The following is a 17925-nucleotide window of genomic DNA, read 5'->3' as shown; positions in this document are numbered from 1 at the left end:
AACGCAGCATGATTATTTCCAGCCAGCGATCACATAATCATCCAGGAATTGCCAGAGAGTACCCGTTTCGCTAAAACCCGCCTGGCGCAGGGCGGCGAGCTGGAATTCGACCGTGGTGGGCAGCGGTGTCGGGCGGTCTTTAAAGATAGCGGTGCGCGCGTCCATCAAATCAGCCAGCTCATGATGACGGGTGGCCGATGCAAACCAGCTATCCCAGTCCTGCACTCCCGCTGTCCAGGCTTTTTTCTGCGTATCTTCGTCATGAAGCTGGGCAATCCGTTTCTGGCATGGATTGCAATTATCAAATCGCTGATGATCGGCGTTCATGAATAAGCCATGTTCATCCAGCAGGTTAAAGATGTTGCGATAAAGCGCGACCTGCTGTTCCGGCAGCAGCCAGTGGATGGCCGTGCTGGAAACAACGGCCTGCGGTTTGTCGGTAATAGCGGCAAAGCAATCCGCTGTTGCAATATCGCCGCTGAAGAACTGAATACGGTCACTGTATTCAGATAAGGCTTCTTTGGCCAGCGTAAGCAGAAGCGGGTCGAGGTCAATAGCCGTTACTCTTATCGCCGGAAAGCGATTCAGAAGACGCATGCTGAATGAGCCTGGACCACAGGCCAGATCCACCACATGGAATTCTTCGCCATATAGCATTGCCAGAACATCCAGCGCGGCGTTATAGCGTTCTTCACGGTGAGCGATGTAGGCGCTTTGTTGTTCGTCCCAGTTTTTCAGTAATTCGCGGGCTGGAAAGGTCATGTTGTTCCTTAGCGTGTATTTGTGTGACTAGTCGGTGAAGGGCCAGAACTGAACGCGCAGATGCGTCCATGTCATAGCCAGGTAAAATGATGTAACGTTTTGCTTTAACCGCCTTCATGCCTGCGGTGAGGGGATTACGTTCAAGAAAATCGATTTTGCTCCGGGCGCTGTCGACATCTCCCCCCCTTTGCAGATCGCCCAGGATCAGGTAGTCAGGGTCCCGTTCGGCAATGACCTCCCAGCTCATGGCGGGCCACAGTTCAGCACTGTTATCAAAGATATTTTTACTGCCGATGGTTTTGGTTAACAGCTCAGAAGCGCCATAACCGCCCGCCACATAAGGTGTTGCCGTACCGGAATACCACCACATGAGCGTTCTGCGTGGCAGTTTTATGCGGCTGTCAGCAGCGACCTGTTGCTTCAGTTCATTGATAAGCGCCTCTGCGCGCGGCTCCACGCCATATATGCGCGCAATATTACGCAACTCGTCGTAGATGCTGTCGAAGGTTACAGGCGCAGGAGGGCCACTTTGCAGGCCATTGCACATCCCTTCAATGAGCCAGCTTCCAATTCCCCATTCAGCCATCCTTTCACGACCGGCGGTCTCCGGGCTGTTAAACCAGTAGTAGCTGCCAGAATAGATAAAATCTGGCCGGGAACTCAGCAAAGCCTCTCCCGACCAGGGCGAACTGTCGAGACGTGCTTTTAGCGGTTTGTACCAGGGGGAGGGCGCGGTATCTTCATCTGGCCGATAACCGACAGCACTGATCACGGAATCTCCCAGACGTAATGCGAGCATGTTTTCCATTGCGGTCGGCATATAGACGATTGCCCGCTGTGGTACATGCTCAAACGTCCAGGATCTTCCGCAATTCTGTAACGTAACGGGATGTGCAAAGCTGGCGAAGGTTGCCAGCAATGCGAGGGAGGCCAGGCGTTTCATCAGAAGCGCATGTTGACATAGGCTTCGTAAGTTCGACCTGGCGCAATCATTTCTTGCCCTGTATAAGTACGCTGCCAGGTGTAGAAGCGATCCGTCAGGTTACGCACGCGGGTGCCTACGGTAACGTCCTTAATCACTTCATAATCGGCGTTCAGGTCGACAGTCGTGTAATCGCCCATTTTGTTTTTGTTGGCATCATCGTTATAGCTACTGCCAACATAGTGGAGCTGCGCGCCCAGCCCCAGTTTGCTAATCGGCATATAACGGCCAGAAAGGTTAGCCGTCCACTCCGGGATATAGCGCGGCTGATTGCCGGAAAGGTCCTGCGTACCTTGTTTGAAATTGTCAAAGCGCGCATGGGTATAAGCCACATTACCCGCCAGCGTGACGCTATCCAGCGGTTTAATCAATCCGCTGAACTCAATGCCGCGCGAAGTCTGCTTGCCAACCGCATTCCATACACCGGCCTGGACAGCCGATTGCTGATAAAGATTTTTTTTCTGGAGATCGTAAACGGCCAGCTTCATTTCGCCGTGGTCGAATGTCCCTTTTACACCGGCTTCATATTGCTGAACTTCTGTAAGTGGCAGGGACGTTTGTTCAGGGCTGATAAAGAAGATATCGCTGCCGGGCTCTTTACCTGTGGAATAGTTGGCATACACCGTCCAGTTTTCGTTAATGGCCCAGCTCGGCCCAATACCAACACTCATAAAGCTATAGCTACGATTGATGGTTTTATTGTCCTGCTGGTAATTCCAGTGCATGTCCAGGTTGGTATAGCGCAACTGGCTTAACAGGGCGACAGCATCAGTGATATTCAGATTGTCTTCCAGCAGCAAGGCATACTGGTTCTGAGTGATGTGACGAACAGGTGAGCGCATCTTGCCACCCGCACCGGTGCGAAAGTCATTGGAGGCGGGGTTGGTCAGCAGAACATCTTCGCCCCCCGGGAAGCCGTTAGAATAGTACTGGAATTCGCGTTTTGAAAAATCGACACCCGCAGTCACGCGGTTGGCGAATGATGCAATCGGGTGATCCCAGGTGACCATAGTACGGTTGCCCGTCAGCTTGTCATCATGAGCAAGATCGCCATAAGAATCACGGGTAACATAGCCCGCTTTGTTTGACGGGTAATAGCGTTCAACGTTCTGCCATTCGCGGAAACCTTTGTAATAGTAGAACTGGTTATCAAAGGTTAAATCAGGCGTCGCATACCAGGACTGGGTTGACTGGAATGAGGTTGCCTGGCTGCGGATATGCGCATCCTGAATGTTGTTGTAGTTTACATGGCGCAAGTCGCGATCAACGTTGCCGTTGATGACAGGCGTCCCGAAATAGGGATTGCGCATATCCGTTAAGCTACGATCGATGTCAAAAGTAACCTGTGTGTTATCGGTCGGCGTCAGCAGGAGCTGTGCGCTGACACGCTTCGGGCGGCTGCGATCTTTATCAACCTGAGTGCCGGTATTTGATGCGCTTACATCCACGCGGCCAGCAGCTATACCCTCAACAAGCGTACCGCCCGCGCCGATGTGGGCGCGATGGCTGTTATAGCTTGACCAGCTATAGTCAGCTTCCACTGGCTGTCGACCAAAGGTTGCTTTACGTGATATCAGGTTGACGCTGCCACCGGCAGAACTCAGACCATTTAAAACGGAGCCTGTGCCATACAGGATGTCCACGTTTTCATAATGAACCGGGTCGGCGATTTGAATGGTGCTACCGGGTACGGCCACGCCGTTTAGCAGCCAGGAAACGCCGGAGAAGCCGCGCAGTGAAACGCTGTTTGAGAGCGTAGGTGAGCTGGTGCCGGACATGCCCGGGGCGGTCTCAACGACTTCGGTGAGCGTGCGTTTGCCCTTAGCCGTAATGGTTCTGGCGCTGATGGTTTCAGTATGGCGTGGCGTTTGCTTATCGGTCAGACCGAGACGTGAGGCTGAGCCGGATGAAAGACGTGCCGAGTCGGATTCGGCGGAATAGTCGGATACGTCACTGCCGGTGACGACGATGGTTTCATCTGCTGCATAGGCCAGAGGCGAAGTATTTACTGCTACTGCGAGAGCTATCAAAGAAGGCTTAAGTTTCATAGGTTGGCATTACATTATAATGGATATGTTATAACATAACATATCTCATAAAGAAAAAAGTAGGCAAATGAGAACAAGTGGGAAGGGGGCAGGAGAGGTCTGTGGGGGTGTCCAAAAACTACAGGCGTCAAAAAAGCCGGCAATCCTTATCAGGACAACCGGTTCAATTTAACTGCTGCTTTTAAAACGCCTCAAGACTCACTGAGATATCTCAAGACTAAAATCTGGCTCCTCTGACTGGACTCGAACCAGTGACATACGGATTAACAGTCCGCCGTTCTACCGACTGAACTACAGAGGAATCGTTGTGGAGGCTTATCTTAGCGGCGAAAAATCTTTTGTCAAACCTCATTTCCCTGGTGGCGGTTCAATTGCTGCTTCTCTCAACAGTTTGTTGCAATTGCAGACATTTTACAGGGAAAAAACTTTGCAGCTTTTTGGATTCTCCCTCATTATTTGAAATGAGGTTTCAACTTTCTTCATTAAGGTCCACTTTGAACGTCTCCGCAGCCTTACGCCAGGTCGTCTCTCGTACGCCCTGGTATGCCAAACGTAAGAGTTATAAGGTTCTTTTCTGGCGTGAAATCACCCCGCTTGCCGTGCCTATCTTTCTGGAAAATACCTGCGTACTGCTAATGGGGGTGCTGAGCACCTTTCTGGTCAGTTGGTTGGGTAAAGAGGCGATGGCCGGGGTGGGGCTTGCCGATAGCTTCAACATGGTCATTATGGCGTTTTTTGCTGCTATCGATCTGGGGACGACCGTGGTTGTGGCGTTTAGCCTGGGAAAACGTGATCGTCGTCGCGCCAGGGCTGCCGCGAGACAGTCACTGGTGATTATGACGCTTTTTGCCATCGTGCTGGCGGCGGTTATTCACTATTTTGGCGAACAGATTATTGATGTCGTGGCCGGGGAGGCGTCTTCCGAGGTGAAGGCTCTGGCGCTGACATACCTGGAACTGACGGTGATCAGCTATCCCGCTGCGGCCATCGCCCTGATTGGCAGCGGCGCATTGCGTGGAGCCGGAAATACCAAAATTCCGCTGTTGATCAATGGCGGTATGAATATTCTTAACATCATGATCAGCAGCGTCCTGATTTATGGCGTTTTTTCCTGGCAGGGGCTGGGTTTTGTCGGGGCGGGACTCGGGCTGACCATCTCTCGCTATATCGGAGCCGTCGCCATTATCTGGGTGTTGATGATTGGTTTTAACCCGGCATTGCGCATTACGTTGAAGAGCTATTTTAAGCCGCTGAACTTCACCATTATCTGGGAAGTGATGGGGATTGGTATCCCTGCGAGTATCGAATCTGTTTTGTTCAACGGTGGGAAATTGTTAACGCAGATGTTCGTGGCGGGGATGGGGACCAGCGTTATTGCCGGTAACTTCATCGCTTTTTCAATTGCCGCGCTGATCAACCTGCCCGGAAACGCGCTGGGTTCTGCATCGACAATCATCACTGGCCGACGACTGGGGAATGGTCAGATTTCCCAGGCAGAGATTCAGCTTCGTCATGTGTTTTGGCTATCGACCATTGGACTGACCGCAATTGCATGGTTAAGCGCGCCGTTTGCGGGACTGATGGCCTCGTTTTATACCCACGATCAGGATGTAAAAGATGTTGTCGTGGTTCTGATTTGGCTGAATGCGGCGTTTATGCCGATTTGGTCTGCGTCCTGGGTGTTGCCCTCAGGGTTTAAAGGGGCGCGGGATGCACGTTTTGCAATGTGGGTTTCGATGTTGGGGATGTGGGGCTGCCGTGTGGTTGCAGGTTACACGTTGGGGATCGTGCTTGGCTGGGGCGTTGTCGGAGTCTGGCTGGGGATGTTCTTTGACTGGGCAGTGCGCGCCGCACTGTTTTACTGGCGTATGGTCAGCGGTCGTTGGCTATGGAAATACCCGCGTCCTGAGCGCATAAAATCGCCTGTTCAGCCTGAATCTCCAACGAAATGAAGAATATTTCGGCAAACGAACGTGTTTGTGCATTCAGGCTTTGACAATGCTCGTGGGCGTCGTTAATATGCGCCCCGTTCACACGATTCCTCTGTAGTTCAGTCGGTAGAACGGCGGACTGTTAATCCGTATGTCACTGGTTCGAGTCCAGTCAGAGGAGCCAGATTTAGAAAAGCCCGCTTTTTAGCGGGCTTTTTGCTTTCCGTCATAGGCATTCAGTTCTTTCAGTGCCCGGCACGCCGGACGCTGATCGACAAACGTTGATTACCACATCAAATCATCAGGCACTTTAAAATCAGCATACGGATCTTCTTCGTCCTGCTCTTCCTGACTAAGCGCACTATTTAAGACGATACTGTTAGCATCTCGCTGTGCAATTTTATCGGCTACGCTTGCGGGGATAATCGCGTATTCACATTCCCCACCGTTATCAACAACCAAACGCGCAATGGCGAGGCGACCATTAATCAACTGGGCTTGCGTCGCCTTATCCACATCTATTTTTTTAATTAAGTTATTATCTGTGAAGTTAAAACCAATATCGCCTTTTGAAATGCTGATTCTATTCATTTCAATAAGTTGCTTCACCTGCGCTTTATATTCTTTAGATAAAGCCGCTTGTTTTTGTTGCTCGCTTAGCTGTTTATCTCGCTCAAGTTGCGCTTTTTTATTTTCTTCCACAGCCTCTCTTGCTTCACGCGCCTGAACTCGTGATTTTTTAGCCGTTCTCTGGACTTTGGCCATTTTTTTACTGGTTACTAATCCCGCTTTTAGCATCTGCTCTTGTAAGGTGAGTTTTGTCATCTTCGTTTCTGAAACCGTTGAATAATGTATGTGATTATACCCGTAATTTTTGCGTCTGTACCTGGCGCACGCGAGCCGGAATTCTGTTTATGAATGGCGCAGGATTCCGGCACGGGATTCAGATGAATTACTTGAGCAGTTTCACCGTGGCCTCTATGTCTATCTCATCTTCCGAGAAGATTAACGTCGTTCCCTGGAAGGTGGTGATTGCCAGTTTTCTCAGCGAGCGCATTTCACCGGGCTTTGCGGCTGATTTGGGTCTGATACTACTCATCAGCACGCCCACAGAGAGCACCGCGTTTTCTTTATCAATTCGAGTATCGGCTGGCACTTCTTCGCTGTAAACCAGATAAGACTTGATCGACGTGAGCTTCAGGCGCTCGCCCGCAATATAGATATATTTGCTTTCCGGGATGACTTTCACAGCATAAGCGGACAAGCCTTTGTTATTGGTGGTGGGTTCAAAAGTCACCGCCGCGTCTTTCTTAATCAGCTCAGGGTTGGCAACCTTAATCACATGAAAATAGCGGTTATCACCGTTTTCATCTTTGATAAATCCAAAACCTTTATCTTTAAACCACGTTGTGATTGTTCCGTTCATCGCCTTACCGCCTGGTTAATCGTTTATCTACTCAGTTTTTACAGCGCGCAGTGTAAAGCACAATGCCCACGCAGACCATGTCTTTGGCTTAAGTTTGGGTGATAAATGTCCATCAGACCAGGGGGGCGTTGGGGGAGGGGAGGTTATCAACTCACTGTCACTTTAACTTCTCCATAGTCTTACTTCAATCATATGGAACGTGTCGCAAGAACTACGTCAACATTGTCTCTGGGGACACAATAACAGTGTATTGTGCCCCAGGGGTTGCTACGAGCGAAAACCGGATATCAGTGATTTTCGCTCACGACAAAAAGGCTCCAGTGACAACTAATCTTCGCGTTTTTCCGCCCATTTCAGCATTGCATCAAGGGCCGGGCACAGTTCTTGCCCCCACTCGGTCAGGCGATATTCCACTTTCGGCGGCACCTGAGGGTACACCGTGCGTGATACGATGCCGTCGGCTTCCAGTTGTCGCAGTTGCTGAGCCAGCATCTTCTGTGAAATACCCGGGATCAGTTTTTCAAAATCAGAATAGCGCTGTACCTTTCCATCGAACAGATGAAAAAGAATAATTAATTTCCAGCGACCTTCCAGCAGTCGCAGCACATGCTCCACGCCGCTTGCGGCAGATTCTGGAGTGTATAACTTACTCATAATTCAGTTGCTCACTTTTTCGTGCGTACTTGTCAATTTCACAGTCTATGTTGAAAATTCCTGTACTGTAAACAACGGGAGTAAAGCGCCATGTCATTAGCCCTACCGCACGCTATTTCTGACTATTTTGCGATCAGCAACGGAGCAGATATTGCCAACGTTAAGCACTGTTTTACCGCCGATGCTGTCGTGACAGACGAAGGTAAAACGCATAAGGGACACGCAGCGATCGAGGCATGGCAACGTGCCGCACAGGCCGCGTTTGACTACAGCGTTGAGCCGGTTCAGTTCCTCACCGAAGGCCACCGGGTGACGGTCACCTCAAACGTCGTCGGTAATTTTCCCGGCAGCCCGGTCGTGCTTAAACATGCTTTCGGCCTGGTCGGCGACAAGATCAACACACTGGAGATTATCTGATGTCGTTAGATCTTGATTTTCAGGACAAACGCATACTGGTTACTGCCGGCACCAAAGGCGTCGGCAAAGCGGTCGTTGGATTATTAAAGCAACTGGGAGCCAGGGTGTTAACCACCGCGCGTCATACGCCCACAGAATGTATCGCCGACGCCTTCGTGGCGGCGGACCTGACCACGGTCAACGGGTGTGCTTCAGTAGCTGAAGCCGTTCAGATGCATCTGGGAGGTGTCGACGTCATCATCCATGTTGCGGGCGGTTCTACCTCACCTGGTGGTGGCTTTGCAGCACTGGGCGAAACGGAGTGGCAGCAGGAACTCAACCTTAATCTGCTGCCAGCGGTACGCTTAGATCGTGCGCTGTTGCCAGGGATGCTGGCACAGGGCAGCGGGGTTATCATTCACGTCACCTCTATCCAGCGTGAACTGCCGTTACCGGAATCGACCACCGGTTATGCGGCGGCAAAAGCTGCGCTGTCGGCGTACAGCAAGAGCCTGTCGAAAGAGGTATCCCCGAAGGGGGTCCGTGTGGTTCGTGTTGCGCCCGGCTGGATCGAAACCGAAGCTTCGGTAGCTATGGCAGAGCGACTGGCGAAGCAGGCGGGAACGGATTACGAAGGCGGTAAGCAAATCATCATGAATGCACTCGGGGGTATTCCTCTTGGTCGTCCGTCAAAGCCCATTGAGGTGGCGAAGCTCATTGCTTTCCTCGCGTCGTCTCATGCTGCCGCCATCACCGGCACCGAATATGTGATAGATGGCGGCACCATCCCGACGGTGTAATCATGTATCTTAATCGGCCCGAATTATGAGCCGATTAAGATCGCCAGAGGCAGAAAATGGTTAATCGTGGCGTCCGTTTTGACGCAACACAGTCTGACGTAAGTGAATAGTCTGCTATAAGCGAGGTGCAGACGTTGATTAAAACACAGGACAGCTACATTCACATGGAGAATAATCAGGTGAGCTTACGGCGATCGCCAGTGAGTGGTCGCCGCTGTTCCCGCGCTATCTTGCAGGGCGATTGACTGTGCGTTAAAAAGTGTTAAACGCTGGCGACAACAGATATAACCATTACTCCTGCTTATTAAAACGCATCTCGTCATACCTTATCCATCGACTGCGAGTGGTTATCTTATAGCCCGTCCATAACACCAAAAATATCGGAATACTGATATAGGTGGACGCCACTCCGTACCAGTCGATTTTGTCATGCAAAAACGCTTGATAGTTCTGGCCTGGTGTTACTACCAGGTAGAGTAAGAAGGCAAAGATAGTCCCCGCAGGGAAAAACGCTGAACGATAAGGCAGGATGTCAACGTTATGGCCCTGCTGTACATATCCACGTCGAAAACGGTAGTGTGGCTGACGGCAATCCCTAACCAGGCAATAAAGCCAGTCATTCCCGTCATGTTCAGTAACCACATATAGACAGATGCGTTATCAAACATCGACGATAAAAAACACAGTGCCGACACCATGGCAGTTGCCAGCAAAGCAAGCAGCGGCACGCCGTTACGTGTCAGATGGGTAAAAATGCAGGAGCCTTTCCTTCACGCGCCAGGTTAAAGAGCATGCGGGTTGAAGCGTATAGCCCAGAGTTACCGGCTGAGACCACGGAGGTGAGGATAATCGCATTCATGATCGCCGCGGCGGATAATAACCCTGCATTCTGGAATACCAGTGTAAACGGACTCATGCTGACGTTATCTACATCGGATTGCAGCAGGTGCGGATCGGTATAAGGCACAATCAGGCTGATCACCAGAATCGCAAAAACGTAGAACAGCAAAATTCGCCAGAAAACCTGGCGCATGGCGCGCGGAATGGCTTTCTCTGGCTCTTGAGCCTCACCTGCGGCAATACCTATCAGTTCAGTCCCCTGGAAAGAAACACCAACAACCATCGCCACGCCGATCATACTGAAGATATTGCCTGCAAATGGCCCTGAACCTGTTTGCCAGTTATGCAACCCGGCGTCAGGTGCCCCACGCAGGATACCGGTAATCATCAGTAATCCCAGCACAATGAAAATTACTACCGTAGCGACCTTATAGAACCACCAATAGCGATCATCGAAAGATGGCGTGTATGCAGGGTACGCTTAAGGGTCTGCGGAGCAGTTTGAGTATTTTGCATAAAAAAATCAGGTGAGGAGGCGCTGACAACCACAGCAAACTGTCAGCGCAAACCGGAGATGAACAGAAAAAGAGTCGTGTCTGGATCGTTAAATCAGAGTGTCATCATCATTTCATGCCAGGCCATTCCACCGTGGTCTGATTCTGACGGTTTTATATACTGGTAACCAAAATGGGCATACAGATCGACGTGGCGATCTTTACACAACAGGTGAATGGTTTTTTTGTTCATTGCTTTCATATGCGCTACGAATTCACGCATCAGCAACGACGAGTATCCTTTGCCCTGGTAATCCGGGTGAACCACGACAGACATAATCACGGCATTGGGTGCATCCGGATCGTGTCCAACCAGTTCTTTAAACTCTTCATCAGACATCACGACTTCCCATGCGCAGCCTGCATTGATGAAACCAATAACGTCGCCGTTCAGCTCCATACACAGGAAACCTTCCGGATAGCGGTTAATACGGGTGGCAATTTTCTCGCGCGTTGCGGCTTCATCCCCTTCGTAGGATGTGATTTCAATATCATAGCAACGATCGACATCGGCGGCAGTGGCCTGACGGAATACAGGGGTAGACATAGTTTTGCCTCTTCAGAATCATTTTGTTGGAAATATACTATCTTTTTTTAATCATGCTTTCGCTGCATTTTATGCAACAATAAAATGTATAATATTCATTAATCGCTGTTTTCAAATTTGCCCCGGAAAAAAGAACCATGATGTCGACGTTGCGCAAGACCGATCTGAATTTATTGCTTATCTTCGATTCTCTTTATCGGCATGGGAGCGTAACGGAAGCAGCTAACGAAATGGCGCTAAGTCCATCGGCGCTGAGCCATGCGCTCAATCGTTTACGTGCCTCACTGGATGATCCCTTATTTGTGCGCACCGGCGGACGCATGGTGCCAACGTCAAAAGCAGAGAGCATTGCCGCCAACGTTTCCGCCGCTCTGAGCAGTCTCTCGACTTGCCTGCATGAGCCTGAACACTTTGAGCCGGAAAAAAGCCGGGAGACGTTTACTTTTGCCGCCACGGACTACACTGCCGCTGTGATTCTGCCTGGCCTGATCGCGAGAGTTAACAGCCTCGCGCCGGGCATTACCATTAAGCTTATCTACTCACGCGATTTTAACGCCGATGAAGATCTGCTTTCGGGTAAAGTCGATTTTGCCCTTGGTTTTGAAGAAGAGCAGAAAAACCCCCGACGAGGTATTGAGTCCATTACCTGCTTTACTGATGATTACGTGGTTGCTGTGCGACGCGGTCATCCTGAAATTCATGATTCCCTTACCCATGAGCGCTATCTTAGCGCCGGACACGTGGTAGTACGCCCATGGCTGGAATCCCGTGGTGCTATCGACCGTTATCTGGAAAGTCAGCAGGTACGCCGCCGAATTGTTGTTGAATTGCCAAGTCTGATGATTGCCCCGCTCATTGTTTCAAATACTGATCTGGTCATCACGCTTCCCAAGCGGGGCATCTCATCTGTTTTTGATATGAAAAATCTTGTGGTGTTTGCTCCTCCATTCCCGACACCCCAGTATATTCTGAAGGCTTATTACAGCCCACAGCTCAGTAACTCACCTGGACATTTATGGATGAAAGAGCAAATTTTGCAGGTTTGCGAGCCGCAAAAACCGATTACGTCAATGAATGCAGCCGATTAAGCCCCTGACGCAGATCGATGATCAGGTCATCCGGATCTTCCAGGCCAATCTGGAGCCGAAGGGTTTCTCCCTTCTTGTTCCAGGTTGTCGCAGTTCGATATTCCCGGCAGTCGAAAGGAATAATCAGGCTTTCAAAACCGCCCCAGGAATACCCCATTCCGAACAGCTGCATGTCATTCAGCATGCGTGTTACCGCCTGTTTGCTGAATACGGGATCAAGCACCACAGAGAACAGCCCTGACGATCCCGTAAAGTCTCGCTTCCATATTTCATGTCCCGGACAATCCGGCATTGCGGGGTGGAGTACAGTTTTGACTTCAGGTTGTTCTGCAAGCCAGTGAGCAATTGCCAGTGCCCGTGCTTCCGCTTCTTTCAGGCGAATATGCAACGTTCTCAAACCACGTAAGGCAAGGAAACAGTCTTCTGCACCCGGTAACATGGCCATACTGTCATAGGTGGCACGTAGCGCAGGCCAGGTCTCGGCATTAGCGCTCACCATCCCCATCAGCAAGTCAGAATGTCCACTAAGGTATTTGGTCCCGGCTTCCACAGAGATATCGCAGCCGTGTTGATGTGCCTGGAAGAACAGCGGCGTTGCCCAGGTGTTATCGATGATAGTCTTAATATTCCGGCTACGTGCAATGCGGGTAAGCAGCGGGACGTCCTGAATCTCAAAGGTTTGCGAACCGGGAGACTCCAGAAATAGCGTGCTGGTTTCAGGGCGGATCAGTGCGCAGATATCTTCTCCCACCATCGGGTCGTAATAAGTGGTTGTGACGCCAAATTTTTGCAGAGTGAGATCGCAAAAATTACGCGTTGGGCGGTATACGGAGTCCGGCATCAGGAGATGATCTCCTGCCTTGAGTGTCGTCATTAGCGCCAGGGCCACGGCGCCCAGTCCAGAAGGTGACATCACTGTGCCAGCAGCCCCTGCAAGCTCCGTCCATGCATCTTCCAGATTTTTAATAGTTGGCGTGCCCAGAGTACCGTAAGCAAAGGCCGCTCGATTGTTTTCGAGATCTTCAACAGTTTCAAATACAACGGTTGAACCGCGATACACCGGGCTGTTCACAAAACCGTGCTGCTCGCGAGTATTCCGCCCCATTTGTGTTAAGCGGGTTGATAATTTCAGGGGGTGACTGTTCATATTTTTCATATACACATCCATAATTTACGACCAGGTTTGTTGGTCAATTTTATTCAACAAATTTTAAAAAGGGCAAGATGCAAAGAAGAACGCCATAAAATGCAACATAATAATTTTTACCGGCTCGCAGGTTGTCCAGCGCCGAGACTCTTTTCACCAGATAGAATGGTATTAAACAGGCTACCAGTCCAAATACTGGGCCAGAAATTTGCATGAGCAGCATCACTGAAAAATCAAAACTGACCCAAACCCAGAGAAATACGACAATCGCTACGGCAATAATGATTGAAAGCAACCTGCGGTTAATGTTTTCGCTGCCTGAGATGCGGGATATCATATTAACCGTTAGTCCCATAATGGCTTCTTTGAACCCCAGATAAATACTGAAGAATGCCGTTAATATTGCAAAGATATTCAGTGTTACTGAAAGTATGCTCACTAAATTTCCCGGCATGATTTGTGATGCCAGCGCCAGAGCAGAGATATTTTGTTCAAGGGCTGACGCTGCCTCCTCTTTGGTAATAGAGAAACTAAAGGAGAAGGCGAAGAACAGCACGCTGACGACAAGTACGATGTAGGCAATGCGCGTAGCACGGATCGCTCGTAGTGAAGCAATAACCGGGTCGGACTCCAGTTTGCGATACGCGATGTTCATTGGGTTGAGGATCTGAACAAACAAAATTGAAAACAACGTAAATGGCAGCGTTAGCAAAACATCCCGTAGAAAGCTCATGACAGGAGGAAAAGCAGAGATATTGCTGATACTCCAGTACGGGGTCATTACCGCGCCAAGAAAGACAATCACGGCAAGTTTAAAGAAAATCATCGGTCCGGAGATACGAAACAACCATCTTTCACCCTGGTTAGCAATCAACACCATCACACCTAATAAAATCAGGGGATACCATGCTGTTTTGGATAAAAAATCGTCGGTAATGTGGTAGCTATGCAAATACGCAGCGCTGTCGTTTACCAGACTCATGGCATAATTCAAAATACCCATTAGCAACATTAAAAAGTAAGCGACGCCTAATAATCCTCCCCAGTTTTTACCAAGATACTGGGTTATAATTTCTGCATAGCTGTCACAGGCTGGGGTCTGGGTTAAGGTTTTAAGGTACAAGTCCTGAAGCCAGTAGATTGCTGGATAGCTTAATGAAATAGAGGCAACAAATACCCATATTCCCTTTACACCAGCCTGAATCGGCATGTAGATAATACCTGCGCCTATCGCCATGCCGATGCACAATACTACCCATCCGAGATCGTAGGTGGTGAATGGGATTCTATGTTTAATCACTGCATCTTCACTGTTTACCATCATTTTCAACCTCTTAAAAGAGACTTATATTTTCTGGCTTTCTGTCGAACCATAAATATGTGTGTAGGGTTTTAGTCATTACAGAATCTATTTCTGTAAGATCATCTTTTAACGAAGATGTTGGTAAAACAATATTGTCCCGATGACAGCATCGCTGAATTGTGATTCGCAGTGATATATAACAATAACTGTGAATGTTATTCACAGATAGTGTCGTCAATGATCAACGCGCCATCACATTTTTTCCCGTAATGCAGTCTTCAGAAAGTCCAGGAAATGAATAATAGTTTTGTCCTCCTGTACTGAAGGCGAGACAATGGCCTGCAAACGATGTGTGACGCCAGGATCGTGAGCTGGCAACACACGTATTAACTTCCCGGAATCCAGATAATGGCTCACCAGATAATCCGGCAGACAGGCAACCCCACCATGGGCTAACGCTCTTTGCAGCAATAGCAGGCTGGAATTACACGAAAAATAGGGCATTACTTTTACCGTTTCACTCTTGACTCCGTGGTGAAATGTCCATCGTCCCTCGCTGGTCATTTGCGGGTAGACCAGACACTGATGAAAACGTAAATCGGCGGGGGTGTAAATCGGCGGATGACACTTCAGGTATTCCGGAGAGGCACAGTAGAACCAGCTGATATCCATCAGGCACGTATCATCGTCTTCATATTGTGCCGCTTCCGAAGAGATCCTTAAGGCGATATCAAACTCATCGCGCGCCAGATTAATCAGACGGTCGTCAAGTGTGACGTTAATGCACACACCAGGGTGTAACTGCTGAAAGGCATTTGAAATATGCGGAATGTGGGTGCAACCAAACGCCACTGAACAGTTGATACGCAGTGTTTCAGTTTCTACGCTGGCAGCCAGTCCTTCAATGTCAGCAATCACCCGTCGTGCCACCTGAAGTATTCGTCTCCCGCTTGCCGTTAACTGAATTGGACGCGACTCGCGAGAAATCAGCGCATTGCCAACAACCTCCTCAAGTTGGGTAAGGCTCTTGCTGACAGCTGAAGGGGTCAACCCCAGTTCTCTAGCCGCCCTTGATTGATTACCTGTTTCTGCCACTTTGATAAGCACCTGAAACTGGTTGAGATAGCTTGAAAGTTTGGGAGTATTCATCTCTTTTCCAGCTTCCAGTCTATAGATTTAAGCAATGGCCATGACGCCAGTTCCAGTATCGAAAATAAACAAAAGGAAAACGCGCCCATGACTAACGCTGAACTCAGGAGATGAAACAAAAATATCGAGCAGAGAAAAGGAGGGTTATCGTGAATAGTTTTCACTACTACAAGTGCAGTAAACAAAAAGACAAAGATATTTAACAAACGCATGGTAAGTCCTGAGATCAGGCCGATGACTGGTATGTGTTCAGTTTACTTGCACTATCATTTGCCTGCGCTGCATTTAATTCATTATTAAAGTGTACAATTTTCATTTCTTATCTTAGTTTTCAGAGCAACGGAGGCAGGTAGGGAGAACACGTTGATGTAACGATGAAGTTCGCAGAGTTGCTAAGGAACTGAAAACGAGATACTAAAAATACCAACGTCCCCTCCTGGCACAAACCCGACCCTCTACCCAAAAAGCCCACTTTTAGCGGGCTTTTGGTTTTCAGCATACAGGGTTAATTTGCGCGCACCCGTATGGGAGCAGTGGCGGCGAACAGCCACGGGCGGGCGTTGCTTTCTACGCGAGGGGATAATGTTTCTCTTACCTGCTGATGGTACTCATCAATCCACAGTTTTTCTGCCTCGCTAAGCAGATGCAATTCCACGAGACTTAAGTCGATCGGCACCAGCGTCAGTGTGGCGAATTTGCAGAAACTAGGGCGGCTTTCGACAATTTCGACCTGATTTTCAATGCGGATACCGTATTGTCCGGCGAGGTAATAGCCCGGCTCTATCGTAATGATGTTGCCTGCCACCAGCGGCCAGGGGTTCACTTTTTTGGCGATACGGTGCGGCTGCTCATGAATCAGTAGCTGATGGCCTACGCCGTGTCCCGCTCCGTGATCGTAATCCAGACCAAGATCCCAAAGCGCCCGGCGGGTAAAGGCGTCAAGCTGGTGTCCCTGAGTTCCGCTGGGGAATTGCAGGGTAATCAGCGACAAAAAGCCCTTCAACACAGCGGTGTAGTGTAACCGACGCTGCGGCTCCTGCGGCCCAAATGCGAGGGTACGGGTCGTGTCTGTCGTACCGTTCTGATATTGACCGCCCGAATCGTTCAGGTACATCTCCTGGGCTGTGACTGGCGCGTTTGTTTTCTCGCTTGAATGATAGTGGCACATGGCGGCATTGCCTGCCGATGCAGAAATGGTGTTAAAGCTCTGCTCAAGAAATCCCGGTTGTTGCTGGCGATAAGCCAGCTGTTTTTCCTGGGCTTCCAGCTCCGTTATCGGATTGCCTGCGGCTTCACGCAGCGGCACTTCGTGCGCCAGCCAGGCGAGGAAATTAACCCAGGCGGCGCCGTCCTGCTCATGGCATTCGCGGTATCCTGCCAGCTCGGTTTCGTTCTTGTGCGCTTTCATTAGCGTAATCGGATCTGCTGACCAGATGACGTCACCGCCATGCTGCTCAATGGCGAAGCGCAGGGCGACCGGGGCGAAATCTTTATCAACCAGGAAACGCTTTCCGGCCGCGCGTTGCTGACAGCGTGCAAGGAACTCACCCGGCGGGGAAATGGTCAGCGTGCTGAGCAAACTTTCAGGTAACTGCTGAGTTTTCTTTTCATCAACGAACCATTCCAGTTCGCCCGTGCGGTGCAATAACGCAAACGAGAAAGGAACAGGCACCATGTTGAGGTCGCTGCCGCGCACGTTCAGCGTCCAGGCGATATTATCCGGCAGGGTGATCGGCAGGTAATCCGCCTGCTGTTTTGCCAGTTCGTCGAGAATGCGCGCGCGTTTCTGCGCGCTGCTTTCACCGCTGATTTCAACGGGCATTTCCCGGATGATGCCGCAGGGGGCGGCGGGGCGGTTTTGCCATACAACGTCGAACGGATCGCTGTCTAACGCCACCAGTTCGCAGTGGGTGGCTGAGAGTGTCTCAAACTGGCTATTGACCATCAGCAGAGGTTCGAAGGCAATACGTGCGCCGGAGGCAACCTGTTCCTGCAAATACTCCGCAAGCGGCTCGTTATGCAGGTGATGAATTTCAAAATCATTACGATCGACTTCGGCGCGGGCCTGAACCTGGTAGCGGCCATCCACAAACAGCAATGCGCGGTCGCGAAGCACTAACGCCAGTCCGGCAGAACCGCTAAAGCCCGTTAACCAGGCCAGTTTATTATCGTGTGGCGTACAGTCCTCGCTTTGATGAGCATCGGCGCGAGGAACGATCATGCCATCCAGCCCCTGCGCAATCAGGAGATTACGCAGGGCGGAAAGGGGAGTTGGGTTGCTCATAGACACCTTCATGC

The 17925-nt window shown here is 50.1% G+C and carries 16 protein-coding genes, 2 tRNA genes and 1 pseudogene; 6 read left to right on the top strand and 13 right to left on the bottom strand.

The window, feature by feature from the left end; all coding sequences use genetic code 11:
- Positions 1-12 precede the first annotated feature (12 nt).
- The 4 genes from OGV50_RS01830 to OGV50_RS01815 form a co-directional block, all read right to left on the bottom strand.
- Positions 13-762 (bottom strand): class I SAM-dependent methyltransferase, encoded by a 750-nt coding sequence (locus OGV50_RS01830; RefSeq protein ID WP_199971575.1) that lies wholly within the window; start codon positions 760-762, stop codon positions 13-15.
- Complete coding sequence (locus tag OGV50_RS01825) at positions 692-1705, bottom strand: ABC transporter substrate-binding protein (protein WP_286488261.1); 1014 nt, start codon at positions 1703-1705, stop codon at positions 692-694. Before OGV50_RS01825 ends, OGV50_RS01830 begins: the two co-directional genes overlap by 71 nt.
- The gene (locus OGV50_RS01820; RefSeq protein ID WP_058669336.1) at positions 1705-3792 is read right to left on the bottom strand and encodes a TonB-dependent siderophore receptor; all 2088 of its coding nucleotides are present in this window, start codon (positions 3790-3792) and stop codon (positions 1705-1707) included. The genes OGV50_RS01825 and OGV50_RS01820 overlap by 1 nt, the downstream gene beginning before the upstream one ends.
- Before the next feature lie 225 nt (positions 3793-4017).
- Positions 4018-4093 (bottom strand) — tRNA-Asn (locus OGV50_RS01815).
- A gap of 6 nt (positions 4094-4099) precedes the next feature.
- Between OGV50_RS01815 and OGV50_RS01810 the strand changes: the two genes are divergently transcribed.
- The 3 genes from OGV50_RS01810 (at position 4100) to OGV50_RS01800 (ending at position 5907) form a co-directional block, all read left to right on the top strand.
- Complete coding sequence (locus tag OGV50_RS01810) at positions 4100-4252, top strand: DUF5951 family protein (protein WP_153257545.1); 153 nt, start codon at positions 4100-4102, stop codon at positions 4250-4252.
- Position 4253: 1 nt separating this feature from the next.
- The gene (locus OGV50_RS01805; protein ID WP_233594289.1) at positions 4254-5744 is read left to right on the top strand and encodes an EmmdR/YeeO family multidrug/toxin efflux MATE transporter; all 1491 of its coding nucleotides are present in this window, start codon (positions 4254-4256) and stop codon (positions 5742-5744) included.
- 87 nt (positions 5745-5831) lie between these two features.
- Positions 5832-5907 (top strand) — tRNA-Asn (locus OGV50_RS01800).
- A 101-nt stretch (positions 5908-6008) separates the two neighbouring features.
- On the opposite strand, the gene OGV50_RS01795 is transcribed toward OGV50_RS01800, so the two are convergent.
- From OGV50_RS01795 to OGV50_RS01785, 3 genes are all read right to left on the bottom strand, one after another.
- Positions 6009-6548, bottom strand: coding sequence for a DUF2058 domain-containing protein (locus tag OGV50_RS01795; protein WP_012131810.1), 540 nt, complete (start codon positions 6546-6548; stop codon positions 6009-6011).
- Positions 6549-6675: 127 nt separating this feature from the next.
- Positions 6676-7149, bottom strand: a complete 474-nt coding sequence (locus OGV50_RS01790; RefSeq protein ID WP_012131811.1) for a cold-shock protein — start codon at positions 7147-7149, stop codon at positions 6676-6678.
- Positions 7150-7476: 327 nt separating this feature from the next.
- Entirely contained in the window at positions 7477-7803 is a 327-nt protein-coding gene (locus OGV50_RS01785; protein WP_012131813.1) for a winged helix-turn-helix transcriptional regulator, read from the bottom strand.
- A 90-nt stretch (positions 7804-7893) separates the two neighbouring features.
- On the opposite strand from OGV50_RS01785, the gene OGV50_RS01780 reads away from it, so the two are divergent.
- Both OGV50_RS01780 and OGV50_RS01775 read left to right on the top strand, forming a co-directional pair.
- Positions 7894-8220 carry a nuclear transport factor 2 family protein gene (locus OGV50_RS01780; protein WP_115181496.1) on the top strand — a complete coding sequence of 109 codons (327 nt, stop codon included), beginning with the start codon at positions 7894-7896 and terminating at the stop codon, positions 8218-8220.
- Positions 8220-8999 (top strand): SDR family oxidoreductase, encoded by a 780-nt coding sequence (locus OGV50_RS01775; RefSeq protein WP_115181497.1) that lies wholly within the window; start codon positions 8220-8222, stop codon positions 8997-8999. The genes OGV50_RS01780 and OGV50_RS01775 overlap by 1 nt, the downstream gene beginning before the upstream one ends.
- Before the next feature lie 291 nt (positions 9000-9290).
- On the opposite strand, the pseudogene OGV50_RS01770 reads toward OGV50_RS01775, so the two are convergent.
- Both OGV50_RS01770 and OGV50_RS01765 read right to left on the bottom strand, forming a co-directional pair.
- Positions 9291-10296, bottom strand: a pseudogene (locus tag OGV50_RS01770) (amino acid permease); the annotation flags it as partial.
- A 152-nt stretch (positions 10297-10448) separates the two neighbouring features.
- Positions 10449-10940: a GNAT family N-acetyltransferase gene (locus OGV50_RS01765; RefSeq protein WP_130029136.1), complete on the bottom strand. Its 492-nt coding sequence runs from the start codon at positions 10938-10940 to the stop codon at positions 10449-10451.
- 137 nt (positions 10941-11077) lie between these two features.
- Between OGV50_RS01765 and OGV50_RS01760 the strand changes: the two genes are divergently transcribed.
- A complete protein-coding gene (locus OGV50_RS01760) occupies positions 11078-12028 on the top strand; it encodes a LysR family transcriptional regulator (RefSeq protein ID WP_200090764.1) in 951 nt (316 codons plus the stop codon).
- Here the strand turns inward: OGV50_RS01760 and metC are convergent.
- The 4 genes from metC to OGV50_RS01740 form a co-directional block, all read right to left on the bottom strand.
- Positions 12003-13184: a cystathionine beta-lyase gene (gene metC, locus OGV50_RS01755; RefSeq protein ID WP_200090763.1), complete on the bottom strand. Its 1182-nt coding sequence runs from the start codon at positions 13182-13184 to the stop codon at positions 12003-12005. The genes OGV50_RS01760 and metC overlap by 26 nt on opposite strands.
- Positions 13185-13224: 40 nt before the next feature.
- Entirely contained in the window at positions 13225-14412 is a 1188-nt protein-coding gene (locus tag OGV50_RS01750; RefSeq protein WP_286488264.1) for an amino acid permease, read from the bottom strand.
- A gap of 318 nt (positions 14413-14730) precedes the next feature.
- The gene (locus OGV50_RS01745) at positions 14731-15627 is read right to left on the bottom strand and encodes a LysR family transcriptional regulator (RefSeq protein ID WP_286488260.1); all 897 of its coding nucleotides are present in this window, start codon (positions 15625-15627) and stop codon (positions 14731-14733) included.
- 505 nt (positions 15628-16132) lie between these two features.
- The gene (locus tag OGV50_RS01740) at positions 16133-17911 is read right to left on the bottom strand and encodes an aminopeptidase P family protein (RefSeq protein WP_286488259.1); all 1779 of its coding nucleotides are present in this window, start codon (positions 17909-17911) and stop codon (positions 16133-16135) included.
- Positions 17912-17925: the final 14 nt, after the last annotated feature.

This window comes from Citrobacter sp. CK180 (genome assembly GCF_030333655.1).
GTDB classification, from domain to species: Bacteria; Pseudomonadota; Gammaproteobacteria; order Enterobacterales; family Enterobacteriaceae; genus Citrobacter_B; species Citrobacter_B koseri.
The sequence above is the reverse complement of the archived record's forward strand: the minus strand, read 5'-3'. Positions and strand labels throughout refer to the sequence as shown.